The organism is Campylobacter sp. RM15925 (assembly GCF_012978775.1).
Lineage (GTDB): Bacteria > Campylobacterota > Campylobacteria > Campylobacterales > Campylobacteraceae > Campylobacter_A > Campylobacter_A canis.
Window position 1 is genome coordinate 109,712 of the sequence record NZ_LIWP01000001.1, and the last position, 23,508, is coordinate 133,219.

23 protein-coding genes are annotated in these 23,508 nt (G+C 36.5%); 10 read left to right on the top strand and 13 right to left on the bottom strand.

Translation table 11 applies throughout. From position 1 onward, the window contains the following. Positions 1-85 precede the first annotated feature (85 nt). From waaF to CDOM15925_RS00605, 4 genes are read right to left on the bottom strand one after another with little or no spacing between them, the layout of a single operon-like run. Positions 86-1,039, bottom strand: coding sequence for a lipopolysaccharide heptosyltransferase II (gene waaF, locus CDOM15925_RS00590; protein ID WP_169940044.1), 954 nt, complete (start codon positions 1,037-1,039; stop codon positions 86-88). Then, positions 1,023-2,054, bottom strand: coding sequence for a glycosyltransferase family 4 protein (locus CDOM15925_RS00595; RefSeq protein WP_169940046.1), 1,032 nt, complete (start codon positions 2,052-2,054; stop codon positions 1,023-1,025). The genes waaF and CDOM15925_RS00595 overlap by 17 nt, the downstream gene beginning before the upstream one ends. Beyond that, positions 2,051-3,121, bottom strand: a complete 1,071-nt coding sequence (locus CDOM15925_RS00600) for a glycosyltransferase family 9 protein (RefSeq protein ID WP_169940048.1) — start codon at positions 3,119-3,121, stop codon at positions 2,051-2,053. The genes CDOM15925_RS00595 and CDOM15925_RS00600 overlap by 4 nt, the downstream gene beginning before the upstream one ends. A 9-nt stretch (positions 3,122-3,130) precedes the next feature. Next, a complete protein-coding gene (locus CDOM15925_RS00605; RefSeq protein WP_169940050.1) occupies positions 3,131-4,228 on the bottom strand; it encodes a glycosyltransferase in 1,098 nt (365 codons plus the stop codon). Between the two features lie 121 nt (positions 4,229-4,349). Between CDOM15925_RS00605 and CDOM15925_RS00610 the strand changes: the two genes are divergently transcribed. After that, positions 4,350-5,642: an O-antigen ligase family protein gene (locus CDOM15925_RS00610; protein ID WP_169940052.1), complete on the top strand. Its 1,293-nt coding sequence runs from the start codon at positions 4,350-4,352 to the stop codon at positions 5,640-5,642. Here CDOM15925_RS00610 and CDOM15925_RS00615 read toward each other — a convergent pair. Genes CDOM15925_RS00615 through waaC form a run of 6 tightly spaced genes read right to left on the bottom strand, consistent with a single transcriptional unit; the run spans position 5,635 to position 11,132 of the window. Then, on the bottom strand, positions 5,635-6,429 hold the full coding sequence (locus CDOM15925_RS00615) for a polysaccharide deacetylase family protein (RefSeq protein ID WP_169940054.1): 795 nt from the start codon (positions 6,427-6,429) through the stop codon (positions 5,635-5,637). The genes CDOM15925_RS00610 and CDOM15925_RS00615 overlap by 8 nt on opposite strands. Then, positions 6,426-7,496 carry a glycosyltransferase family 4 protein gene (locus CDOM15925_RS00620; RefSeq protein ID WP_169940056.1) on the bottom strand — a complete coding sequence of 357 codons (1,071 nt, stop codon included), beginning with the start codon at positions 7,494-7,496 and terminating at the stop codon, positions 6,426-6,428. Before CDOM15925_RS00620 ends, CDOM15925_RS00615 begins: the two co-directional genes overlap by 4 nt. After that, positions 7,477-8,577, bottom strand: a complete 1,101-nt coding sequence (rfaQ, locus tag CDOM15925_RS00625) for a putative lipopolysaccharide heptosyltransferase III (protein WP_169940058.1) — start codon at positions 8,575-8,577, stop codon at positions 7,477-7,479. Before rfaQ ends, CDOM15925_RS00620 begins: the two co-directional genes overlap by 20 nt. Continuing rightward, the gene (locus tag CDOM15925_RS00630) at positions 8,574-9,269 is read right to left on the bottom strand and encodes a glycosyltransferase family 2 protein (protein WP_169940060.1); all 696 of its coding nucleotides are present in this window, start codon (positions 9,267-9,269) and stop codon (positions 8,574-8,576) included. Before CDOM15925_RS00630 ends, rfaQ begins: the two co-directional genes overlap by 4 nt. Then, positions 9,263-10,156 (bottom strand): lipid A biosynthesis lauroyl acyltransferase, encoded by an 894-nt coding sequence (locus tag CDOM15925_RS00635; RefSeq protein WP_169940062.1) that lies wholly within the window; start codon positions 10,154-10,156, stop codon positions 9,263-9,265. Before CDOM15925_RS00635 ends, CDOM15925_RS00630 begins: the two co-directional genes overlap by 7 nt. Beyond that, positions 10,149-11,132 (bottom strand): lipopolysaccharide heptosyltransferase I, encoded by a 984-nt coding sequence (gene waaC, locus CDOM15925_RS00640; RefSeq protein ID WP_169940063.1) that lies wholly within the window; start codon positions 11,130-11,132, stop codon positions 10,149-10,151. Before waaC ends, CDOM15925_RS00635 begins: the two co-directional genes overlap by 8 nt. A gap of 61 nt (positions 11,133-11,193) precedes the next feature. Between waaC and CDOM15925_RS00645 the strand changes: the two genes are divergently transcribed. The 3 genes from CDOM15925_RS00645 to CDOM15925_RS00655 are packed head-to-tail and all read left to right on the top strand — an operon-like array spanning position 11,194 to position 14,177. Then, a complete protein-coding gene (locus CDOM15925_RS00645) occupies positions 11,194-12,213 on the top strand; it encodes a 3'-5' exonuclease (RefSeq protein ID WP_169940065.1) in 1,020 nt (339 codons plus the stop codon). A gap of 54 nt (positions 12,214-12,267) precedes the next feature. Next, a complete protein-coding gene (locus tag CDOM15925_RS00650; protein WP_169940067.1) occupies positions 12,268-13,326 on the top strand; it encodes an NAD-dependent epimerase in 1,059 nt (352 codons plus the stop codon). Further along, the gene (locus tag CDOM15925_RS00655; protein ID WP_169940069.1) at positions 13,323-14,177 is read left to right on the top strand and encodes a DNA ligase; all 855 of its coding nucleotides are present in this window, start codon (positions 13,323-13,325) and stop codon (positions 14,175-14,177) included. The genes CDOM15925_RS00650 and CDOM15925_RS00655 overlap by 4 nt, the downstream gene beginning before the upstream one ends. A 188-nt stretch (positions 14,178-14,365) precedes the next feature. Here CDOM15925_RS00655 and CDOM15925_RS10005 read toward each other — a convergent pair whose 3' ends face one another. The 3 genes from CDOM15925_RS10005 to nrfH all read right to left on the bottom strand — a co-directional run bounded on the left by CDOM15925_RS10005 (position 14,366) and on the right by nrfH (position 16,923). Next, the gene (locus CDOM15925_RS10005; protein ID WP_502707270.1) at positions 14,366-14,566 is read right to left on the bottom strand and encodes an XRE family transcriptional regulator; all 201 of its coding nucleotides are present in this window, start codon (positions 14,564-14,566) and stop codon (positions 14,366-14,368) included. A gap of 150 nt (positions 14,567-14,716) precedes the next feature. Next, the gene (locus CDOM15925_RS00660) at positions 14,717-16,399 is read right to left on the bottom strand and encodes an ammonia-forming cytochrome c nitrite reductase subunit c552 (RefSeq protein WP_169940071.1); all 1,683 of its coding nucleotides are present in this window, start codon (positions 16,397-16,399) and stop codon (positions 14,717-14,719) included. Positions 16,400-16,419: 20 nt separating this feature from the next. Beyond that, entirely contained in the window at positions 16,420-16,923 is a 504-nt protein-coding gene (gene nrfH, locus CDOM15925_RS00665; RefSeq protein ID WP_249934646.1) for a cytochrome c nitrite reductase small subunit, read from the bottom strand. Positions 16,924-17,173: 250 nt separating this feature from the next. On the opposite strand from nrfH, the gene galE reads away from it, so the two are divergent. The 6 genes from galE to CDOM15925_RS00695 are packed head-to-tail and all read left to right on the top strand — an operon-like array spanning position 17,174 to position 23,413. Next, on the top strand, positions 17,174-18,157 hold the full coding sequence (gene galE / locus CDOM15925_RS00670; protein ID WP_169940073.1) for a UDP-glucose 4-epimerase GalE: 984 nt from the start codon (positions 17,174-17,176) through the stop codon (positions 18,155-18,157). Further along, complete coding sequence (locus tag CDOM15925_RS00675) at positions 18,154-19,476, top strand: UDP-glucose dehydrogenase family protein (RefSeq protein WP_169940075.1); 1,323 nt, start codon at positions 18,154-18,156, stop codon at positions 19,474-19,476. The genes galE and CDOM15925_RS00675 overlap by 4 nt, the downstream gene beginning before the upstream one ends. Further along, positions 19,473-19,895 (top strand): ecotin family protein, encoded by a 423-nt coding sequence (locus CDOM15925_RS00680; RefSeq protein ID WP_169940077.1) that lies wholly within the window; start codon positions 19,473-19,475, stop codon positions 19,893-19,895. Before CDOM15925_RS00675 ends, CDOM15925_RS00680 begins: the two co-directional genes overlap by 4 nt. Before the next feature lies 1 nt (position 19,896). Continuing rightward, positions 19,897-21,129, top strand: a complete 1,233-nt coding sequence (tviB, locus tag CDOM15925_RS00685; protein WP_169940079.1) for a Vi polysaccharide biosynthesis UDP-N-acetylglucosamine C-6 dehydrogenase TviB — start codon at positions 19,897-19,899, stop codon at positions 21,127-21,129. A gap of 3 nt (positions 21,130-21,132) precedes the next feature. Next, the gene (locus tag CDOM15925_RS00690; protein WP_169940081.1) at positions 21,133-22,650 is read left to right on the top strand and encodes an MATE family efflux transporter; all 1,518 of its coding nucleotides are present in this window, start codon (positions 21,133-21,135) and stop codon (positions 22,648-22,650) included. Between the two features lies 1 nt (position 22,651). After that, positions 22,652-23,413, top strand: a complete 762-nt coding sequence (locus tag CDOM15925_RS00695; protein ID WP_169940083.1) for a glycosyltransferase family 25 protein — start codon at positions 22,652-22,654, stop codon at positions 23,411-23,413. The last annotated feature ends 95 nt before the right edge of the window (positions 23,414-23,508 follow it).

The following is a 23,508-nucleotide window of genomic DNA, read 5'->3' on the forward strand; positions in this document are numbered from 1 at the left end:
TGCCGATTTTTTGATATGGTTTATAAAAATTTTTAAAAGCCGTGACGAATTTTAAATTTACTTTCGGATTAAATTCGTCCTAAAACTAGGATATTTCTCTTTTTAGCTCTTTGGCGGCTTTGATTACTAAATTCGGAGTTAAATTTTTCATACATTCATGCGTTTTTATCGGACAAGCTCGCTTCATACAAGGCATGCAATCTAAATTTAGATGCAAAATTCTTGCGTTTTCGTTTTTCCAAGGGCTTGTCTCGTCAAATTTAGTAGGTCCAAAAAGAGCTATGGTAGGCACTTTGTAAGCGGCTGCTATGTGCATAGGACCGCTATCGTTGGTTATAAAAATCCCGCCGATTTCTTTAATCCCGCCGATTTTTTCGCAAAGCTCTTGTATACTTGTTTTGCCTGCTAAATTTTGGCATTTCGCGCCGTTTAAGGCTAAAATTTGCTCTATCTGCCGGCAAATCTCAAGTTCGCCTTTTCCGCCAAAAATTAAAATTTCAAACTCGTCTTTAAAGTGCAAAGCAACTTCGGCAAAGTAGTCCGGATACCATCTTTTTGCGCTTCCGTAGCTTGCTCCCGGATTTAGCGCGAGTATTTTTCTCTCAAATTTAAAAGGAGCAAAGTATAGCTTTAGCTCATCTTTTGTCTCTTTTAAATTTAGTGAATTTTGGATGAAATTTGAGTATTTTAAGACTTGATGAAGTTGTAAGTTTTGTTTTTTGAACTTAAATTTTTTCTGCGCTTTTAAGCAAAATAGTAAAAAACTGCTTGCAAAACTACTTCTAAAACTAATTGCGATATCAAATTCGCCCAAATTCCTAGCCGTTTTAGCTAGAGTTAAAAACCTATTTTTACTATTTTTGTTACCGTGTATGACGATATTTTTGCAGTTTGGATGAGGTCTAAATAGCTCGCATGCCGCAAAAGAGCCAAAAAACGTGATCTTAGCATCGCTAAAATTTGCAACTATACTTTCAATTGCGGGCGAACTCATCACTGCATCACCAAGCCAAGTGGGCAATTCAATGAAGATACGCACCGATTATCTCCATGGTCTCTTGAGCGTTTTTCTCTATACTGAAATTTTTAGCGAGCCCAAAGCTCGCGGCTTGGGTTGATGATAAAAATTTAGCGTCGTTAAGTAGTTTTTCTATGACGCTCAATATGTTTTCATCGCTTGGCGAACTCATCACGAAATCTTTAGGCAGAATTTCACTGGCTCCGTTTTGGGCAGTAGTGATGACTGCGTTTTTGAAGCTAAGCGCTTCCAAAACGACATTTGAAAAGGGTTCGTATCTGGTTGGAAATATAAAAATATCGCTTGCTTTATAAAATTTCCATATGTCGTTTCTTGCCCCTAAAAATTTTACTTTTTCTGCTAAATTTAGCGATTTTGCAAGCTGTTTATAGGTATTGATTTTTTTGTCTTTGCCTATGATTAAGGCTTGAAATCGGCTTTTTAGTTTTGAAAGCAGATGCAAAAATTCATTCACTCCTTTTCGCTCAAAACCGCTTCCGACAAACAAAATAAGCGGAATATCCGCTCTTATATCAAACTGAATATTTAGCTCGTTTTTAGCCTCAAGCTTATTAAAATCATCTTGAATTTTAACACCGTTATATATGACTTTTATCTTTTCTTCCGAAATTTCGTAGGTTTGAACTATCTGATTTTTTACGAAATTTGAGTTTGCTATGATCTTTTTTGAGTTTTCAAAACAGCGACGCTCAAGGTAGCAATATACCAAATTTAAAGGATTTAAAAGGCTTTTTTTCTCTTTCATATAGACCTTATGCACCCCGTCTCCCGCGCGGTATATATCAGCGCAACTTACGCGCTCAAGCGAGAAGTAAAACTCGTCGTTTTTGTTTGAGCAGACTTGAAAGTCATAAATGAGAGCCTTGATCCAAGAGCTTAGAAATTTGGGTGCCTTAAGGCTTTTGATCTGGCATTTTATACCCTTTTCCTCAAGCGTTTCTATGAGGCGAGATAGATAAATTTCAGCTCCACCGACAGCTTTTGGATTAGCTCTTAGGAAGGTTATTTTTTTCATGATTGCTTTTTGTCTTTTATTAAAGAGTTTATGAAATCTAAAATTTTAGTTATCTGGCCGGCTGTTAGTTTAAAATACTCATCTGCGTTTGTCTTTGTATCGGTTTTAAAAACCGACGAAAAAGGTTTAAGACCGGATTCAATAATTAGCGATTTTTCGTATATCGGACGCTGTTCTTTTGCGTAGCAAGGTCCGATAAAGTTTATGGTAGCAACCTCCATGGTATCTGCTATGTATGAATTCCCGGTATCTGAAGATATATAAAGATCCATCTTTGAGATGTAAAAAGGAAGTTCGCAAAGCGCTATTTTATCAAGCAAAGAGATGACTTTGGCGTTATGCGGAAAGATTAAATCATGCATCAATTTCTCTTCATTTTTTAGACCAAATACGTATATCTCGCACTCAAATTTATCAATCGCCCTAAATAACTCATTTAGAGTTTTAGGCGGAATTGTTTTTATTTTATTACCCGCCGTTAGGCTTATGCCTATCTTGAATTTATCGTTATTTTCAATAATGGAGTTTTGTGGCACAAAAAGCGGCTTTTGAATTTCTTTTTTGCAAATTTTACTATGATCTTGCAAATCTATCATTTTTAGGTAGGTATCTATAGTTAAGTCGTTTAGCGTATGATTTATAAGCTTCATATTAAGACTTAGAAAATCGCTTGAAGTATGCCTGTTGTAGTGCTTTATGGTTGTGCAGTTTTTTGCAAAGGCAAATTTTGCAAGGAAAAGATTAAGATCATTTGGCATGAGAATGTAAATTTGTTCATAATTTTTAAAAAATAGCAAAAAAGCCAATTTAAGCTTGCTAAAAAGAGATTTTTTGTAATCGTTTATAGCAAACTTTGCCTTTATCCTCTCATCGTAATTGGCAAAAGATAAATTTATCTTATCAAGAACTATATCAAACTCTTTAAGATTCTCAAATATAACCGAAGAGTTTGCGTAATCGCCTATTTTGGCCGTTTGAATTACTAGAAATTTAGTAGATTTTCTTCTAAAAAAACTAAGAATAAAAAGCAGGGGCAAAAATACAATATAGATAACAAAATAAAGCAAATTATTCTCCTAGCCTGCTAAGTCTTCGTAAATTTTATAGATTTTATTAGCCATTATATCTTTTGTAAAATTATTTTTTACGAACCCTCTTGCGTTTTTTTCAAATTTATTTCTTTGTTCGTCGTTTTGCAACATTTTTATAAGAGCAATCTCTATCTCGTTTTTATCAAAATTAACAAGGCTAAAATTTGAACCGTCATATAAATCCTTAATGCTTCCTACATCGGTTGCGATGCATGCTTTATTCATCAAAAGAGCTTGCATTAAAGATTGAGGAACTCCTTCGCCAGAATCTGAAATAAGTATAAAAACATCAAGAGCGTGCAAAAAATTAGCAGGTTCTTCGCAATGACCTATCATTTTTACATATTCGTCCATATGATGTTCTTTTATAAAGGCTTTAATATCATCTTTTTTTGGACCTTCTCCTGCGATTACAAAAACAACATCTTTAAATTTGTCGTGCAGATTTAGTGCGATCTGCAAAAAGACATCGTGGCGTTTAAATGCACGTAAAACCGAAAGCATACCAACATAAATTTTACCTTTTTCAAGTCCAAATTTTTGCAAGCATTCATCTTTATCGTAAATTTTAGCATCAAATTTTTTCTCATCTATGCCGGTGGGTATGGATGAAATTTTATCTTTATCTATGCGATTTTCTTTTATCATCGCTTCTTTGACGCTTTCACCGGTTGTAATGATAAAATCTGCAAGAGAATTTATAAAATTCAAACGAGAAGGGTTGATTTTGTTTGAAAGATGTCTTGTACGGATAAATTTTATGCCTGCTATTTTTGCAGCAAGACCTCCAACCCAACTGTCTTTACCGCTGTGAGAGTTGAGTATATCTATCTTATTGTTTTTTATAAATTTAATTAGTTTAAAAATAGTCTTAATATCATAAGATGAATTAAAGTCAAAATGAACTACTTGTAAGCCTGCCTGCATGGCTTTTTGTGAAATTTTAGCATGGCTTCTGCAAGCGATAAAAATCTCGACCCCGTATTTTTCTTTTAGAGCAAGAGACTCGTTTATTATGCGTATCTCTTGTCCGCCCCATCCATCAGACCATTCTGTGTGTAAAATTTTGAATTTTTTATACATATTACGGCTTTGTTTTTTAATTTAAAATTTATTTTAACAAAATAAGGCAAAAAGTGAAATAAAAATATCTTACTATGTTTTAATGAATTTTAGATATAATCCAAATCTTTTAGGAGATATCTTGAACACAAAAATAGCTATTAATTATATTGAAAATACCGTAATAGCACTACTTTTTATATTTTTTATCACAGAGCATCATGTTGAATTTACGGCAGTTAAAAATATCTCTCTTTATCTTGCCTTGTTGCTTGGTTTAAGTTTGATTTTTACGGATTTTAAAAGACGAATTTCAAATATAAAATCAAATTTTTTAAATGCCAAATTTGAACTTTCTTTTCTTGGTGTTTTTGTTGCGTATGCTTTTATTGTCTCGTTATTTCCTTATAGTTATGAGTATGACTCTTTTAAAAACGCATTTAAAGAGTTTGGGCGCGGAATTGCTTTTTTATTGATTATTTTAATTCTGGCAGATGACAATAAAAATAAAGAGAAAATTTTCTTCTATAGTATTTTGGCTGCATTTTTTTGCATCACTATTTATTATTGCTATCCTCTTTTTAGCGAGTTTAACAAAATTTCAAGCGCTAATTTTGAGGAGGGAAGGATTATAAACCGAAAATATGCTCTTTTTGCAGATAGATTTATGGTTTTTGCTCTTATTGCTATTTTTCTTTTTAGGCAATATTGGCTTAAATCTTTAGCTATTGTGTTTTGTTTGCTAGTTGTTGTGATGGATATATTTACGGGAGCTAGAGGAAGTTGGCTAAGTGTTTTTGCAAGCTTTGTCCTGCTGTTTGTAGCTTTATTTTTTAGCTCTTATAAGGAGTTTTTAAAAGCTAATTTTAAAAAGATAGCTGCTATTTGTATTGTTGCAACGGCTATATTTGGATTTATATTTGCTAATTCGTCTGTTTTTATATATAAATTTTCTCAAGGAACCTACAGTTCCGGGCGCGATCTTATCTTAAAAGAGAGATTGCCGATGCTTTTTAGCAGCGATAGGGCGTTTGTAGGTCTTGGGTATGGACCTGAGCTTTACGATCAGTTTTTAAGCGATAAGATGGATGAAACCGGAATTGAGTTTTTTATGATGCAGATGTATGATTCAAGGAGACATTGGTTTAACGATGAGCCGTTTTTCATCGGAAACTACTACTATTTTGGAGTTGTCGGCACTGCGGCTTTATTTTTGGCGTTTATTTCGTTACTAATATCTTCTTTTAAAGAATTTAGAAGAACTCAGAATCTACTATTTTTAGGAGTTTTTATATCTACAATTTCGTATTTTGGCATAAGAGGACTTTTTGAAACTTACAATCTTAGAATTTTATATCTTTTTTACATGATAGGCTTTTTTGTGCTGATTAAAGCAAAATTTTCAAACCTTAGCAAAATGCAAGAAATTAATTAAATTTCCTATTTCTAAAATTTGAATACAGATTACCGATTATAGGCGTTGAGTATAGTTTTAGCTTCTTTTTAACTCTAAAGATATAGCTTTTGTCATCTTTTGAGTTGTTTGATATGTCTATGCGGCGAATTTTAAATTTATCATCACCCACGCAGTATCCACCATCAATAACACTAAAGGCGAAGTCGTATTTGGATTCTTTGATTAATTTCATAGAAGTTTCGTTGAAGTGCCCTTTTGGCCAGCAGAAACCAAACTCTTTTTTATTTGGAAAAATTTCTTTTATTTTTTCTTGCGAGCCCTCAAATTCGTTTTTTATGAGCTCTTTATCTTGACTTTTGCAAGAAAAATGCGTCGCCGTATGACTATCGAATTCAAAGAGCCCGCTATCCCTCATCTCATAAATTTCATCTAAGTTTAAAAAATATTCCAAATCTTTGTTACAGTTAATTTTGCTGTGAGGCTTAAAGTTAAAATTTTTATGTTTTAATTCATTGATGTCGTCTGTAATCAAAAAGCAAACCGCAGGAATTTGAAGTTCTTTAAGGATTGGAAAAGCAAATTTGTAATTATCAAAATATCCGTCGTCAAAAGTTAGAAGCACACTCTTTTTTCTAGGCTTTTTACGCTCAAATAATATATCTTTAAACTCGCGATAGTTTATAAATTTAAATCCCATGTTGCAAATTTCTTGCAGTGTTTTTTCAAAAAGCTCGGGAGTTATCGTAAGGTCGTCTTTGAAAGGGGCGCAATGGTGCATGGTTAAAATACAAACAGGATGTGTCATATTTGCTCCAAGAGATTCTTTATATGATCTTTAAGCACAGAGTGATCGTGATTTTGCTTTACGTATTCAAGAGAATTTTGCGTGCATTTTTGCTTTAAATCTTTATCGGATATAAATTTAATGATATTTCTAGCCAGAGAATTTGAGTCTTTATAAGCTGCGCAAAGCCCTCTTTCTTCGTGCTTTATAAGAGTGCTCATGGGTTTTTCATCATAAACTACTATAGGTGTTTGAGCGCACATAGCCTCCAATAAAACTGTGCCAAGACCTTCTGAATGACTTGCAAGAGCATATACGTCGTAAGATTTTATAAGATTTACGCTATCTTTTCTAAAGCCCGTAAAAATAATATTTTCTTTACTATCAAACATCGCTGAAATTTCATCTTTAACCTCATCTTTGATACTTCCGCCAAACACTATTGTCGTATCTTTATGCGTCTTTAAAATTTCTTTTGCCGCCAAAGCGAAGTCATAAACCCCCTTTTTTCTGTATAAAGATGTAAAAGTACCTATGACAAGAGGGCTTTTTATGCCTTGTTCTTCTTTGAATGTGCTTTGTATAGAGCTTAAATTTTTCGTATCTACGGTGTCAGGTAGATAAAATAGCTTTTTTTCATTCACTCCAACTTCTTGCATGTATTCACGCACACTTTGAGATATGTAAATGATCTTATCAAACATAAATTTATGCATAAATTTTGACGCTACGCCCTTGACGGGATACATATTGTGACGCTCTCTTGCAAATTTGACACCTTTTTTTCTAAATATTCTTGCTATTGCGCCATTCCAACTATCCGTAGAGCCGTGAGTTATAACTAAATTGATATTTTTATCTTTGATTATTTTGCACAGTGTAGGAATGCTTTTATGATAAGTTTTTTTACTCATCTTGCATTCAAAAACTTCAAATCCTTTCTCTTTGGCGACTTCTGAAATTTGAGAATTCGGATTACAAAACAGCATTGCATTATGCCCCAACTCGCGCGATAAAACCATTTCGTTTATTACTTTGTTTTGCTGACCGCCCCAATTATAAAGCGTTTCAGTGTGCATTATGTTCATTTAGTTTTTCTTTGATTTTTGATTTTATTTCTTCTATCTCTTTAGCGTCAAATTCGACTAGACAATTACTTATTTTTGAGCCGTTGCAGCCGTCTTTTTGACAGGCCACGCACTCCCAATCTTTTTGAAAGACATAGTGTTTGCCCATGCCTTGATTGCCTCTTGCTTTTTCATAGCTTTGCTGCGCTTCATTATCCCAAGGAGCCCAAATTTGCGCATTGCTCGGTCCAAAAAAAGCAATACAAGGCGTATCGTTTGCGGCTGCTATATGCATGATAGCCGTATCTACGCCGACATAAAGAGCTGATTTTTTACTAAGGGCGGCCACTTGCTTTAAATTTAATTTGCCTCCTAAATTCAAAGGAGCGGAATTGCAAATTTTAAGCACGCTTTCTAGTTTTTTTAGCTCCGTTTCGTTGTCGTCGCTTGTTAGTACAACTTGCACTTTAAGCTCGTTTTGGCAGTAGTCGATTATCTGTGCCGCAACCTCATTATTTATGCATTTAAACATCCATCTGCTGGTTATGTGCATATGCACGAAAATTTCCGGAAGCTTAAGATGAGATATCAAATTTTCATCAAATTCTATACTAACTCGCTTTGTTTTAGGCTCAAATCCAAGAGTTCTAAGAGCGTCTAAATTTATCTCAACCATATGCTTTGGAACATCTATTTTAGGCACTTTATGGGTAATTAGTCTATTTAGTGTTTTGTTTTTGCCTTCATATCCTACGATTTTTTTAATTTTGGCGTATTTTGCTATGATGATACCGCGATCGCCTGTTGTGGTTTGCACGGCGATATCGTATTTTTCTTTTTTTATGGCGTGTATGTATTTTAGTTCTGTTATCACTTTTTTAAAAAAGCTTGAATTTTGCACTTTTGCCCTATCATAGATATGGATTTTACGGATATTAGGATTTCCTTCTATCATAGCTTCGCAGCCTTTATTGAGTGCGAAATCAATATCGGCACCTGGAAAATGATAACGCAAATTTTCAATCAAAGGAGTGGTTAATAACACATCTCCGATATTTCTAAATTTCATAATTAAAATTTTAAGTCTTTTTTCTTTTTTCATTTTATATATTTCCAAAATGTGTATTGAGCGTAAAGTTTTGCGATTACGTATCCGTGCCAACCGTCCATGAAGCCTTTTTTTAGGATAAAAAGCCTAAAAAACGTCCAGGCGGGATTAAAAATCGCTTTAAATTTGCTTTTTTGGGCGCCAAGGCTAGAGTAGCGATTTTGTTTGGCGATAAACTGCTCTATACTCTCGTAGGCGTAGTGCTTTAGCGGATTTTTTAATTCTCCGGTATCGCCTTTTACAACTACCTTTTCATGCACCTCTTTGTCGTTGAAATTTGCTCTATTTTTGTTAAAAAGCCTGACGGTAAAATCAGGATAAAGACCCATGCTTCGCACTTCTTTACCAAAGAACAAATTTAGCCTAGCTACTTTGTAAGCATCAAATTCGGGCTCTTTAAGCACGGATAAAATTTCATCTTTTAGTAAAGGCATTATAACCTCATCGCTATCAAGAGCAAACACCCAGTCGTTACTTGCAAGATCTACCGCAGCGCGCTTTTGCTTACCAAATCCAAGCCAGCTTTGATGCTGAAATTTGACATTTTTAAACTGCTTGCAAATTTGCTCGGTTGTGTCGCTTGAGCCGCTATCAAGCACTATGATCTCATCCGCAAAACTCGCACTTTGTAAAACTTCTTTTAAGTATTTTTCGCTGTTAAAAGTTAATATTACGACGCTTAGCATCTATAAATTTCCTCGTTAAAATGCTTAAATCGCTTATGAAACCAAAAATACTCATCAGGCTTTTCTCTTATAAATTTTTCTGTCGCATCCGCTTGGGCTTGCGTGGCTTTTAAAACGGCCTCTTCTTTATCAAATTCCTTAACGTCAATCGGCTCAAAAAAGTAAATTTCGCTTTTGTTTTTATCTTGCGTTCTTATAAAAGCGGGAATGATAATCGCGCCCGTTTTTTGCGCTAAAATGCTTGCCGCAGGCGTATGAAGAACCTTTTTGCCAAAGAAATTTACCTTTATGCCGTCGCTTTTTGCAGTGTTTTGATCAACTAAAATCCCAACAGGTCTGTGCTCTTTAATGCTTTTTATGATCTGCTTTGCCCCGCCTGTTTTATCGATCATGAGTATATCAAATTGCGTGCGATTTTTGGCTAAAATTTTTTGCATTGCCGGGCTATCAAGTTCTCTTCCTACGACCGCGGCTTTTCCAAATTTAGCAGCCATCGCAAGAGCAAAAAGTTCCCATTCGCCGTAATGCGCGGTTTGAACTATTATAGGACGATTTGCATTTAATGCGTTTTCAAAAATTTCAACATTTTTAAAGCTAACTTTATCTAAAACTTTTTGTTTTGTCGTGCCTTGATTTTTGATGAAATTTATGGCGAATTTCGCGTAATTTTTATATGTGTTTTGAATGATCTCTTCACGAACCTGCTCGCTAATCTCGCTTTCATAAGCGAAATTTAGATTGGCTCTTATGATTTTAGTGTGCTTTTTGTCAAATTTATAAAATAAAAAAGCAATAAAATTTAAAATCTGATTTAGTATAAAATCAGGCAGGATAAAGATCAGAAATTTAAAAAACAGATATAAGCAAACATAGCCAAAATCACGCATTAAGCAGCCTTTTTGCGGTATTAGCAACTAGGCTTGGCGAAATTTCTCTTATGCAAAGATCGCTTTTGTCTATCTTTCTTGCATCTATTTTTTTGTCCGTGTCAATTGTCTGGTTTATGGGGGTTAAAAAAGCGTTTCTATTGCTAGGACGGTTGCCAAAAAGCGTGATAGAAGCGATATTTTGCGCCCAAGCAAGATGGGTTATACCGCTATCGTTTCCAATCACCAAATCACACCCCGAGATAAAATCCACCATCTCTTTTAAACTTAGCCTTTCAAGTAGCTTTGCGTGAGTGTCTTTGGCGATCTCTTTGGCTTTTGCTAGCTCTTGTTTGCCTGCATGACACAAGTAAATTTCAAAATCCTTAAGCGAATTTATGACCTCTTTAAATTTATCATAGCACTTACTTTCTTCGCTTGCAAAAGGCGCTATCAAAATGCGTTTAGTTTCATTTAAAGGCCGTGCGGGTATAGCACTAAAGCAAGGCTCTTTAGCTAAAATTTCCTCTTTGCTGAAGCTGAAATTTAAGGCGTTTGCAACTAGGCTTAGGTTTCTAATTATGATATTTTCTTCGTAGTCAATGCTAAATTTATACTTGTAAAAGTAGCTTGCAAAGCTTTCTTTGACGCTATTTTTATCAAATCCGTAAGTTTCATCGCCTAAAATTTTAGCAACTACGGCTGATTTGATAAGGCCTTGCAGGTCTATTATCACGTCAAATTCGTTCAAATTTTTTAAGATCTTATAGCTTGTTTTAAACTCTTTTTTCTTTAGCGGCAAGCTTACAAGCTTATCTATCAAAGGATGATCTTTTAAAATTTCGCTGAATCTCTCATCTACTATCCATGTTATGCGTGCGTCGGGCAAATTTCTTTTGATAAATTGCAATACTATGCTTGCGTGAATGATGTCGCCAAGAGAGGAGAGCTTAATGATGGCAATGCTTAAATTTGAGCCTTTAAAATCAGAATTCATTTACCGCTTTGTCTTAAAATTTGATATGATTTTACAAATATTTGGCTAAAAAAGGTTTGAAATGGCTAAAAATTATATCTGCGTGTTTGACTGCGAGACCATTCCCGATGTGGCGCTTTTACGCCAAATTTATGGCTATAAGGGCGATGATTTGAGCGTTTGTAAGCAGGCGTTTGCAGCTCAAAAAGAGCTTAGCGGAAGCGAGTTTTTGCCGGTGTGTTTTCATAAAGTTGTTGCTATCTCTGCCGTTATGGCGGATGAATTTGGTAAATTTTTGCGAGTTAGCACGATGAAAGGAGCCAATGAGCATGAAATTTTGGCTAAATTTATAGGATTTTTAAACGAACACAACCCGCGCCTAGTTAGCTTTAACGGGCGAGGATTTGATCTGCCTATGATAATGGTGCGTGCCATGAGATATAATCTTTCAAGTCCGGCTTACTTCGAGAGTGAAAATAAAGAGCTTAACAAAAACAAATGGGAGAACTACCGAAGCCGTTATGACGGACGATTTCATCTTGATTTGCTTGATCATATCAGTGATTTTCGCGCCGTTAGCGGACTTAAGCTTGATACGCTTTGTGCGAGCTTAAATTTGCCGGGCAAATACGACGTGCATGGCGATCAGGTAACTGATATGTTTTTTAGAGGTGAGCTTGCCAAGATAAATGAATACTGCGAATCAGACACTTTAAATACATATTGGCTTTTCCTTAAATACGAGCTTTTGCGCGGAAATTTAACAAGCGAGGATTATGCAGACTTCTTAGCCACAATGAGTGAATTTTTGCTTAAAAACTGCCCTGAGATGAGTTATACTCCGGTTTTTTGCGAGGCTGTGGATATGGAGCTTGCGAGATTAAGAGGCGAGCTTGATTATGAGATTGTGGATTGCGAAGAGGACGCTTGTGATGAGGTTTATGAAGAGTTCGAGGCTATTGATGTCGGCAAGCTTGATGAGCATTTGGCAAAGAGCGGACTTGAAGGCTTAGTAAAAAAAGGAGGCGAGGTTAAATCAAAATCAAAAGCCGAGCCTAAATTTGAAGAAAAACTACCGGAAATAAATATCGACGAGGAGTAGTTGTGTCTTTTAAATTTAGACGGAATTTATATGCTTAAATCAAAAGGAATGCAGATGAAAATTTTATTAACGGGAACCGCGGGATTTATAGGGTATCACCTCTCTTTAGCGCTTGCAAAGCGTGGCGATGAGGTCGTGGGGTTTGATAATATAAATGACTATTATGATGTCAATTTAAAATATGCAAGGCTTGAAAACGCGGGCTTTAGCAGGCAAGATATCAAAGAAAATGAGCTCATAATATCTAAAAAATATCCGAATTTACATTTTATTAAAGCCGATTTAGCTGATTTAGCCGTGCTTGAAAGGCTTTTTAGCGAATTTAAATTCGATTGTGTCGTAAATTTAGCCGCTCAAGCCGGAGTTCGCTACTCGCTAATCAACCCTCACGCTTACGTACAAAGCAATCTAGTCGGCTTTGTAAATCTGCTTGAGTGCGCACGCAAATTTGAGCTTAAAAATTTTGTCTACGCAAGCTCAAGCTCGGTTTATGGATTAAACGAAACGATGCCTTTTAGCACTCAGCACAGCACAGAACATCCTATAAGCTTATATGCCGCAAGCAAAAAGAGCAATGAGCTTATGGCGCACACTTATAGCCATCTTTTTGGCTTGCCGACTACGGGACTTAGGTTTTTTACGGTGTATGGACCTTGGGGGCGACCTGATATGGCGCTGTTTTTGTTTGTCGATGCGGCGCTTAAAAATAAGGAGATAGACGTCTTTAATCACGGAAAGATGAAGCGCGATTTTACTTATATCGATGACATCGTAAAAGGCATAATTAAATGCGTTGATAATCCCGCGAGCAAAAACGAATCTTGGAGCGGCTTAAATCCCGATCCCGCCACATCAAAAGCGCCTTATAAAATTTACAATATCGGCAATAATAATCCTGTTGAGCTGATGGATTATATAAAGGCTATCGAGATAAAAATCGGGCGCGAGATAAAGAAAAATTTCATGCCTATACAAGCCGGTGACGTGCCTGCTACATATGCCGATGTGAGCGGGCTTATCAACGACTTTGATTATAAGCCAAGCACAAGCGTAAATGATGGCGTGGCGAAATTTATAGAGTGGTATGTGGAATTTTACGGAGTTAAAATTTGAGAATTTTTACTCTTGTTTTGCTGTTTTTTGCTGCTCTTGTTCTGCCTTCTTTGGCTAGCGAGCAAGCAGGTAAAAACACAAAATTTGAGCTTTTAAAACTTAGCGAATTTGATCAAAGAGACGTAAGCGGGTATCTAGTAAGCGAAAAGCTTGACGGTGTTAGAGCTTATTGGGACGGAGAAAATTTACTCTCAAGAAGCGGTAAAAAGATAAACGCTCCTAAAAATTTCACTTTGTATTTTCCGCCTTTTGCGCTTGACGGCGAACTTTATACAAAGCGAGGCGAGTTTGAAAAAATCCAGTCGATAGTGATGGATAAAAATCCCGATGAAAAGGCTTGGCAAGAGATAAAATTTTATATTTTTGACGTTCCAAGCGATGAAAAAGGATTGCTTAAACGCCTTGAAAAGCTTGAAAATTTTCTACTGAAAAATGAGCTTAGCTGCGAAAAAATAAAGATAATCAAGCAGATAAAATTAAGAAATAATGCTCATCTTGAAGAAATTTTAGATGATATAATTGCACTTGGCGGCGAAGGCGTGGTGGTTCGCAAGCCAAATTTAGCCTATTATCACGGCAGAAGTAAAAACGATATGAAATATAAAAAATTTAAAGACGCAGAGTGCAAGGTCGTTTCGCTTAATGAAGGCAGTGGCAAATTTAAAGGCAAATTAGGCTCCGTAACTTGCGAAACGAGCGATAAAAAGCGTTTTAAGATAGGCTCAGGTTTTAGCGATGAGGAGCGCATAAATCCACCAAAAATCGGCGAAGTGATAACATACAAATTTCAAAATTTAACCGCAAATGGACTTCCTAGATTTCCTGTTTTTGTAAGGGCAAGAAGGGATTAAAAGGTTGTTTGACTTGCTTTAAACACGAGGATTTGCATTAAATTTTATAATTTTTGTGGTTTAAATTTAAAAGTTGCGATTTATATTTATTTTCGGGTTTTGTAGCTTCCAGATGAGTTAAAGCTTTATAAATATTGGTTAGTATCAAATTTCATCTATGTTTTTTTATTTTTCCGTTTCGGTATCCTTTAAAAATCGCAAATATCACATTTAAAGAGTTTGGATAGCTTAAATAGATGTAGCAGGTTAAAGTGCTTGCCGTGAGCGTTGTTTTCCATATTGGCGTAAAATACGCTTGATGCTTGCCCTATACTTAGAGCGGTTTTGGGCTGACTGCTTCTATCTTGTCTAATCTTCTTTACGTTTGAAGCTTTGATAAAAATTATGATGAAATATTGAATGAAAAATTTTATAGAGTTATCTAGGCGGGTTCATTTTTGTGATTTTAGAGTAATTAGTGATTATAACAAGTTGATTGAAAAGTTAATTTGAGTAAAATAACCCTACCCGAATAGTTCGGATAGGGCGATTAAAACTTCTTATTTAAAGTTTAGATTTTTAACATCTTCGTCAAGTTTCTTTAGTCTGTCTGACGGAGGAGTGCCGACTAGACCATGGTGAAGCTCAATCTTGGCAGGTGGCTCAGGTATAGTAGCTTGTTGTGTTAGAGCTATTGTTATACCGTATTTAGATAAGGCGTTAGCTAGGTGTAGCTGACCCTCTCTTGCTACCGATTGGCATTGACCTGTGATTCTTGCAGCTTCTTGTGGTCCGTGGAATCCATAGCTGTTTTCACTAAACGCAAAGTCCCATCTGATGTGAGCTTTTCTTTGCATCCATAACGGCTCTTTTAGCACTTCGCTTATAGCCTTTTTCTGCTCATCGGCATTAAGTCCCGCAAAATCTTTATGTTTAGCTAGCTCCGCTCTTGCGGTTTTTAGATCTTCGATTAGAGATAATAGATCGTTTTCACAATTTCTAAGCTCGTGAGCGTGGCGATTTTGTATAAACATAATTCTATCTCTTAGCTCGTCCTCGCTTTGCATGTGGCAAGTTTTGCAACTAGCCGTTATGTCTGCAAACGGAGTTTGAATTGTATGGTTTGTAACTTTCGTAGCTCCAACTCTTTTATAAGGCATATGGCAATCAACGCATGTTACACCGCTTCTAGAGTGAACGCTGGTTGAGTGTAGCTCTGCTTCAGGGTGTTGCATCTTGATCATCTTAGCGTCTGTTTGTTTGTGCCTATAATCGGCTTGGAATAGACCTTTATCATGCACTTCGTCAAAATATTCGTCAAACATCTCTATTTTAAAAGGTTCGTCTTTAGGCCATTTTGACCATGGGAAAACTAGATCCGCGTTTAATCCAGGGTAGTATTCAACGTGGCATTGCATACAGACATAATCTCTCATTTCGGCTCTTGTGGCCTTAATTCCTTGTTTTAAATCGGCCTCATAGCCACGCTTAACCATTGCATTAACAAAGCCCGGTCTTGTAACTCTTAAGCTCATATCGTCAGGGTTGTGGCAGTCAGCACAGCTTGAACCAAGGTGCGAGCCGCCGTAAGGGTCTTTACCGTGTTTTTCTTCAACCATTTTCATAACGTCAAAATATGGAATAGAGTTCATCTTCGTCCAAGCTAGCTTTCTTTTTTCTCCGTTTTCTTTATCTACTTCAAAAAAGCCCATTTCAAGCTTGCTTGATTCGGTAGGATTAGCTTGTAAAATTTTATCGTAATCAGGATCGTTCATGATTGCAGTTAAGTGTCCGGTGTGGCAGTTTACACAAAATCCCGGTTGTCCGTTAAATGCAGGAAGGCCGTGAGCGTTTAGATACTCTTTATTATTTCTCATAGTTTCGATTTGATCAATTTGAGAATAAAAATGAAGTCTAGGTCTGTTATAATCTACCGCAAATGCATATCCTTGCCAGAAAACCGTAGCTGCAGGCCATCTCATAAGCTTGCTGTATGGAAGCGAACCGGCAAAAGGCGTTTCAAAGAAAATATCTTTCATAGCTACCGTGTCATCGTATTGAGTCGGGAAATTTTTGCCCCACTCTCTGATATCAGGGTTTAAGTCGCTAACTTTGTTAAGCATTAGAGGATAATGCCTCTCTTGCGCCTTTTTCTCACTGATATCGCTAAATAGTGCAAACATTGCCGCACCTCCGATAACAGCTATAATAAAAATTATGCTAAAAAATAGCTTGTTTTTCATTTTAACTCCTTGATGTTGTATTAGTAATTATGAGCATGACCTACTTGCCTGTGGCAAGATACGCAGCTTAATGATTCGTTTTGGATATTTGCATCGCCGCCGTGAGCTTTAGCATTTACCGAGGCTGCGGCATACTCTCCATGACACTCTATGCAGTTGTTTTGGATGACCCTTTTGCTCTTTGCGTTAGCCGTAAAAGGTACAGGGTTATCTTTAGCTGTAAAAGCGTAGCTGTGCCCAAAGCCGCTCTCAGCTTTCATCATCCATTTGCCTATAAAGTCATGAGGGACATGACAATCGTTACAGGTTGCAACGTGCTGATGACCGCCTCTTTCCCAGCTTTCAAACACCTGATTCATAACATGGCAGTTTTTGCAAGCCAATGGATCATCGCTCATATATGAAAATCCTTTTGCATATACGAAGGTATAAAGCCCATGACCTAAAACAACACCTATGCTAAGCACAAGGATGAGTGTAGCCAAGAAATAAGGTTGCTTTTTAGCCTTTTGTATGACTTTCAAAAAACCTCCTTATGGATAAAATAATATTGAGCAATGATACAGTCTTTAAATGAAAAATTAATTGATTTATGTCAATTCTTGATAAAAAAAAGTTAAATATAATAATAAATACTCTAGTAAAAACGCTTCTGTAACAAATAAGTTACTAATTAAATAGAGTTTAAATATCATTAAAAATACCAAATATTTTATTACTCTTTATTAATAAGACATTTGATAAAATTAGCAAAATTTATGCCAAAGGTTTTTGATGAATATTTTAATAACAGGAGGAGCCGGTTACATAGGCTCTCATGTTTTAAAGGCGCTTTTAAAAGAGGGTGGGCACAATATAACCGTCATAGACAACCTCTGTAAAGGATCATTAAAGGCGATTGAAGTACTTAAAAAGCTTGATAAATTCGAGTTTGTAAATGCAAATTTGGAAGATGATTTAACTCAAATTTTTGCTGAAGGAAAATTTGATGCCATTATTCATTTTGCGGCATTTATAGAGGTGTTTGAAAGCACACAAGATCCGCTTAAATACTATCTAAATAACACCGCAAATGTAGCTAAAATTTTAATTTACTGCAAGAAATTTAACGTAAATAAATTTATCTTCTCTTCAACGGCTGCCGTTTACGGTGAGCCCGATATAAGAGAGGTTGACGAGCTAACATCGCCCGAGTCGATAAATCCATACGGCAGAAGCAAGCTAATGAGCGAGATGATTATAAAAGATTATGCAGCGGCAAATAAGAGCTTTAAATTTGCTATTTTAAGATATTTTAACGTAGCGGGAGCCGATGAAGAAGGGCTTATCGGGCAAAACTATCCAAACGCCACTCATCTTATAAAGATAGCCACTCAAACGGCGCTTGGTAAGCGAGATCAAATGAGTGTATTTGGAAGTGATTACGATACGGATGACGGCACTTGCATAAGAGATTATATACACGTAAGCGATCTTGCAGATGCGCATCTGTCTGCGCTTAAATACCTTGAAAACGGCTCTAGCGAAGTATTTAACGTAGGATATGGTAGAGGATTTAGCGTAAGAGACGTGATAAAAACGGTTAAAGAAGTTAGCGGAGTTGATTTTAAGGTAATAGATGCTCCTCGCAGAGAAGGAGATCCCGCCGTGCTTATAGCCAAATCACAAAAGATTAGAAATTTAACCGGTTGGAAGCCAAAGCGCGATGATCTAGCACTTATCGTTAAAACAGCTCTTGAATGGGAAAGGAAAATATGAAAATAGCAGTTATAGGAACAGGTTATGTGGGGCTTGTAAGCGGGGCATGTCTAGCTAAAATGGGAAATAGCGTGATATGCGTAGATGTCGATGAAGCTAAGATAAACGCACTTAAACAAGGCGTAGTGCCTATCTATGAGCCTGGACTTGCCGAGATGGTTAAGGAGTGCTTTGAAAACGAAACTCTTAAATTCAGCACCGATATAAAAGAGGCTTTAGCTCATGCAAGCGTGCTTTTTATAGCGGTCGGAACACCTATGGGAGCTGACGGACAGGCTGATTTGAAATACGTCCTTCAGGTTGCAAAAAACATAGGCGAACACATGATTCATCCTATGATCATAGTTGATAAATCAACCGTGCCTGTAGGAACAGGCGAAAAAGTGAGCAAGATTATCGCAAACGAGCTTAAAAATAGAAATTTGGATATAAAATTTGAAGTCGTTAGCAATCCTGAGTTTTTAAAAGAGGGAGCTGCGATTGAGGATTTTTTAAAGCCTGATCGCGTTGTGGTAGGCTCTAGCAGCAGTTGGGGTGAAGAGGTTATGAGAGAGCTTTATGCGCCTTTTATGAAAAATCACGATAGGTTTATCGCTATGGACGTAAAGTCGGCTGAAATGACTAAATACGCTGCAAATTCTATGCTTGCTACCAAAATTAGCTTTATAAACGAGATAGCAAATATCTGCGAAAGAGTGGGAGCTGATGTAAATTTGGTGCGTAAAGGCATAGGAAGCGACTCTAGAATCGGTTATAGCTTCATATACCCGGGATGTGGATACGGCGGAAGCTGCTTTCCAAAGGATGTAGAGGCTCTTATCTATACGGCTAGACAAAACGGATTTGAGCCTGAGCTTTTGAATGCTGTCGAAGCCAGAAATAAGGCTCAAAAACGAGTTTTATTTGATAAAATTTATAAGTTTTTCGGAGGCGATTTAAAAGGCAAAAAAATAGCTCTTTGGGGACTTGCTTTTAAGCCAAATACCGATGATATGAGAGAGGCTAGCTCACTTACTCTTATAAATTTGCTTGAAAAAGAGGGGATGGATATCATAGCGTATGATCCAAAAGCGATAAACGAGGCTAAAAAATATCTTCCAAATTCAACCGTAAAATATGTAAAAAGTAAATATGACGCACTTGATGAGAGCGACTGTATGGTGCTTTTAACGGAGTGGAGCGAGTTTAGATCGCCTGATTTTCATGAGATGAAAAATCGCATGAAAAATCCTGTGATTTTTGACGGAAGAAATCAGTACAATGCTAAAATTTTAAAAGATCTTGGATTTAAATATTTTCAAATAGGAGTAAAATCATGAAGAAATTCACATTTTTACTAGCCTTGCCAGTGGTTATTTTTGCTAGCAGCCAATTAGTAGATAATAAAATAGAGCTTAAAAAGCTTGAAAGTGAAAGAGATTATAAGATTGAAGTGATCTTCGGTAAAGAGCTTAAAGTTGATTGCAACAATCACTTTTTAGGAGGCGGAAAGCTCAAAGAAAAGCCTTCAAAAGAGCCTATTGCGCTTTATGAATTTGACGCCAAAGCTGAGCTTGCCTCAACTATGATGTTGTGTCCTGACGGCAAAAAGAGTAAAAAGTTTGTTCATTACTCTTTTACAAAGATGTTTGATTATGATAGTTATACGCCGATTGTCATTAAAGCGCCTAAAGATGTCATAGTAAAGTATAAAATTTATCAAAAGATAGATGAAAAACGCGCAGAGGTAGCAAGATAAGATGAAAATAGCAGTAATCGGTCTAGGATATGTCGGACTACCGCTAGCGGCAGCCTTTAGCGAGAAATATAATGTAGTAGGTTTTGATATTAATAAATCTCGCATACAAGAGCTTAAGGATGGATTTGATCGCACACTTGAGCTTGATAGCCATCAGATGCGAAAAGCGATAGAAAACGGGATGAAATTTAGCACCGATTTGGATGACATAAAAGATTGTAGGCTTTTTATCGTTACCGTCCCCACGCCTATAGATAAAAACAAACGCCCCGACTTGACGCCTGTCATAAAAGCTAGCCAAAGTGTGGCGAAAGTGCTTAAAAAAGGCGATATAGTAGTATATGAAAGCACAGTTTATCCGGGCGTTACGGAAGAAATTTGCGTGCCTATTTTAGAAAGTTCGGGGCTTAAATTTAATGAGGACTTTTACTGCGGATACTCTCCTGAGCGTATAAATCCGGGCGATAAAGAGCACACCGTAACTAAAATAAAAAAAATCACCTCAGGCTCAACACCGCAGATAGCAGGTAAGATCGATCAAATTTACGCAAGCGTAATTACCGCAGGCACTCATAAAGCCCCAAGCATTAAGGTAGCAGAAGCCGCAAAGGTTATAGAAAATACTCAGCGCGATATAAATATAGCTTTTATTAACGAGCTTGCAATGATATTTAATAAGATGAATATCGATACAAACGCGGTTTTAGAAGCTGCGGGCACGAAGTGGAATTTCTTAAATTTTCGCCCGGGTCTAGTGGGAGGTCACTGTATCGGCGTGGATCCTTACTATCTTACCCACAAAGCTCAAGAGCTTGGCTTTCACCCTGAAATTATCCTTGCAGGACGCAGAATAAACGATAATATGGGCAGATACGTAGCTGGTGAAGTTATAAAGCTGATGATAAAAAACGGCGTTAAGATAAGCGACGCTAAAGTACTTGTGCTTGGACTTACCTTTAAGGAAAATTGCCCCGATATAAGAAATTCTCGCGTTATAGACGTTATAGATGAGCTTAAGGATTTTGGTTGCGGAGTTGACGTGTATGATCCTTGGGCGGATGCTCAAGAAGTGCAAAAAGAGTATGGCTTAAATCCGCTTGAAAATTATGATGCAAGCAACTATGACTGCGTAGTTATAGCGGTAGCTCACGATAAATTTAAAGGACTAAATTTAAGCGATACGCTAGTTTATGATATCAAAAATATCTATCCAAAAGCCGATGCGAGACTTTAGAATTTGTTTATAAATTTAATCAGCTCGGTTGTCGTTTTTATCGTATATCTGGGGATAAATTTTTTTCTAACCCCTTATATACTAAAAAGCCTTGGAAACGAGGCCTACGGCTTTGTCGGGCTTGCTAACGCTATCGTCGCATACGCTTCGGTCGTTACGGTTGCTATAAATTCCGTAAGCGGACGATTTGTCGCGTATGAGTGGCACAGAGGCGATATAAAAAAGGCAAATGACTATTACTCCTCGGTTCTAGCCGTAAATATAATATTTTCATTTGCTATAGCCGCTATTTCGGCAGTTTTTATCCTAAATTTAAGCCGCGTTTTAAACGTACCCGAATATCTTACGTATGACGTGCGACTTACTTTTATATTTTATTTTATAAATTTTTGCGTAGGGCTTTTTAACGGCGTAATCTCCGTATGCGCCTTCGTGCGAAATAAGCTTTATCTGATATCCGTTCGAAACGCTATTTCCATGGTGATTTTAGCCGCTCTTATCGTGGCTCTTTTTTACTTTTTTAAGCCGATGATAGCCTATATCGCAATTTCTGCGCTTGCATCTTCGGTTTTTGTGTTTTTTAGCACCGTTTTTATCTCTTCAAAAATTACTCCCGAGCTTAAATTTACTCTTTCAAATTTTAATTTTTCGATGATAAAAGAGCTTGCAAGCTCGGGAATTTGGAATAGTTTTAACGCCTTAAACCGCATACTTTTAACGGGAATGGATCTATTTATCTGCAATATCTTTTTAAACGCGAATTTGACGGGAATTTTAGCCGTAGCAAAGGCCGCTCCTATCATACTTGAAAGCTTTGTGGCTCAGCTTAGTACGATCTTTGCGCCTAAATTCGTGCAACTTTACTCTCAAAAAAACCTGCGCGCACTAATAGCTGAAGCGAAATTTGCCATGAAGGTAGTTGCTTTTATCATGAGCGTTCCTGTAGCTATTTTTGTGGTTTTCGGGCTGGAATTTTACACTCTTTGGCTGCCGTTTAAAACGAGTGATGAGATAAATTTGATCTATAATCTTTCTATCATAACTCTTGTTCCGATCTTGCTTATAGGCTATGTGTTTGCGCTGTTTAACATAGATAGCGCGACAAATAAACTGCGCCGACCCGCGATAGCAAATACTATTTTGGGAGTGAGCACTATCGCCGCTCAAATTTGGATTTTGAAATTTAGCGACTATGGAATTTACGGAGTTGTCGTTGTCGGAGCGATATTTTACTCTATTCGCATAGTTTGCTTTGATCTTATAAACGCTGCATTAAATTTGCGTATAAGATTGAGTGCTTTTTATCCGCTGTTTTTTAGAAATTTAGCCATGTTTGCACTGACTTGCGCGGTTTTTGGCGGGGCTGCTAAATTTGTTGAGATTACAAATTGGACGAGATTTATCTGTTTTTCGCTGATATTTTTATTTGCAGGATACGGGATTAATCTATTTTTAATTTTTAGCAAAGATGAGCGGACGGCTTTGTTGAATAAAATAAAGAGTAAATTTAAAAGGCTTTAAAGTGGATAATCAAATTTTTCTAATCTCCTTAAAAAGCGATGAATCTCGCAGACAAAAGTTAAAAGAGCGGTTTAAAAACTATGATAAATTTACGCTTATCGAGGCTGTTGACGGTAGGATCATGAACGCAATGGAGTATTTTAAATATGCAGTTGCCTCATTTAAAGCTTACGGCAAGCTTTTAAGCCCGACTGAGATAGGGTGTACGCTTTCTCACATGAAGGCTTATGAGGAGTTTTTAAAAAGCGAGTCAAAATTTGCTCTTATCCTTGAAGATGATGTTATGGGAGATGATGAGGGTATTAAAAAATCCTTTGAACTTGCTCAAAATATATGTGAAAATTCGATTTTGATATGCGGTTGTCAGGACGGACTTGACGGAAGATTTAGCGCATTTGGCAAAAGGCTTAATGCCGAGCTTTATGAAGTTTCAAAGCATTCGCGCTCAAGTATTTATAGGGCGGCGGCTTATATAGTTACAAAATCAAGTGCTAAAGCGTTGCTTCAAACGCACAACGAGGCTATTTGCACGACTGATTTTTGGAACTATCTGCTTAAGAAAAACGGACTTAAGATGTATTTTAGCGATATTTTTGCTCATCCTGTTGATCTAAGTAGTTCGGCTATCCAAGAGGCAAGAGATATAAGGGGCTATGAAAGACAAAATTTAAAAGCTTACTTTAATTCGGTAAAATACATTTTATCGACTCGTTTTGAAGCCAAATTTAAAGGCTATGAGCGAATTTTTAAAAAGAAAAAGTAAGCAGTTATAAAGGATGAAATTTATAAAATGCCAATTTCTTTTTTATGAATTTTAATTGTTTTTTGCAAGGTTATAAATAAATTTTGGAGATAAAT

What these genes read in the sequence shown, in the direction of transcription:
- CDOM15925_RS00615 (WP_169940054.1), bottom strand. Translation starts at nt 6,429, where the DNA reads ATGACACATCCTGTTTGTATTTTAACCATGCACCATTGCGCCCCTTTC.
- CDOM15925_RS00650 (WP_169940067.1), top strand. Translation starts at nt 12,268, where the DNA reads ATGAAAATTTTATTAACGGGAACCGCGGGATTTATAGGGTATCACCTC.
- galE (WP_169940073.1), top strand. Translation starts at nt 17,174, where the DNA reads ATGAATATTTTAATAACAGGAGGAGCCGGTTACATAGGCTCTCATGTT.
- CDOM15925_RS00635 (WP_169940062.1), bottom strand. Translation starts at nt 10,156, where the DNA reads ATGCGTGATTTTGGCTATGTTTGCTTATATCTGTTTTTTAAATTTCTG.
- CDOM15925_RS00620 (WP_169940056.1), bottom strand. Translation starts at nt 7,496, where the DNA reads ATGAACATAATGCACACTGAAACGCTTTATAATTGGGGCGGTCAGCAA.
- tviB (WP_169940079.1), top strand. Translation starts at nt 19,897, where the DNA reads ATGAAAATAGCAGTAATCGGTCTAGGATATGTCGGACTACCGCTAGCG.
- waaC (WP_169940063.1), bottom strand. Translation starts at nt 11,132, where the DNA reads ATGAATTCTGATTTTAAAGGCTCAAATTTAAGCATTGCCATCATTAAG.
- CDOM15925_RS00595 (WP_169940046.1), bottom strand. Translation starts at nt 2,054, where the DNA reads ATGAAAAAAATAACCTTCCTAAGAGCTAATCCAAAAGCTGTCGGTGGA.
- CDOM15925_RS00680 (WP_169940077.1), top strand. Translation starts at nt 19,473, where the DNA reads ATGAAGAAATTCACATTTTTACTAGCCTTGCCAGTGGTTATTTTTGCT.
- CDOM15925_RS00605 (WP_169940050.1), bottom strand. Translation starts at nt 4,228, where the DNA reads ATGTATAAAAAATTCAAAATTTTACACACAGAATGGTCTGATGGATGG.
- CDOM15925_RS00675 (WP_169940075.1), top strand. Translation starts at nt 18,154, where the DNA reads ATGAAAATAGCAGTTATAGGAACAGGTTATGTGGGGCTTGTAAGCGGG.
- CDOM15925_RS00660 (WP_169940071.1), bottom strand. Translation starts at nt 16,399, where the DNA reads ATGAAAAACAAGCTATTTTTTAGCATAATTTTTATTATAGCTGTTATC.
- CDOM15925_RS00645 (WP_169940065.1), top strand. Translation starts at nt 11,194, where the DNA reads ATGGCTAAAAATTATATCTGCGTGTTTGACTGCGAGACCATTCCCGAT.
- rfaQ (WP_169940058.1), bottom strand. Translation starts at nt 8,577, where the DNA reads ATGAAAAAAGAAAAAAGACTTAAAATTTTAATTATGAAATTTAGAAAT.
- CDOM15925_RS00630 (WP_169940060.1), bottom strand. Translation starts at nt 9,269, where the DNA reads ATGCTAAGCGTCGTAATATTAACTTTTAACAGCGAAAAATACTTAAAA.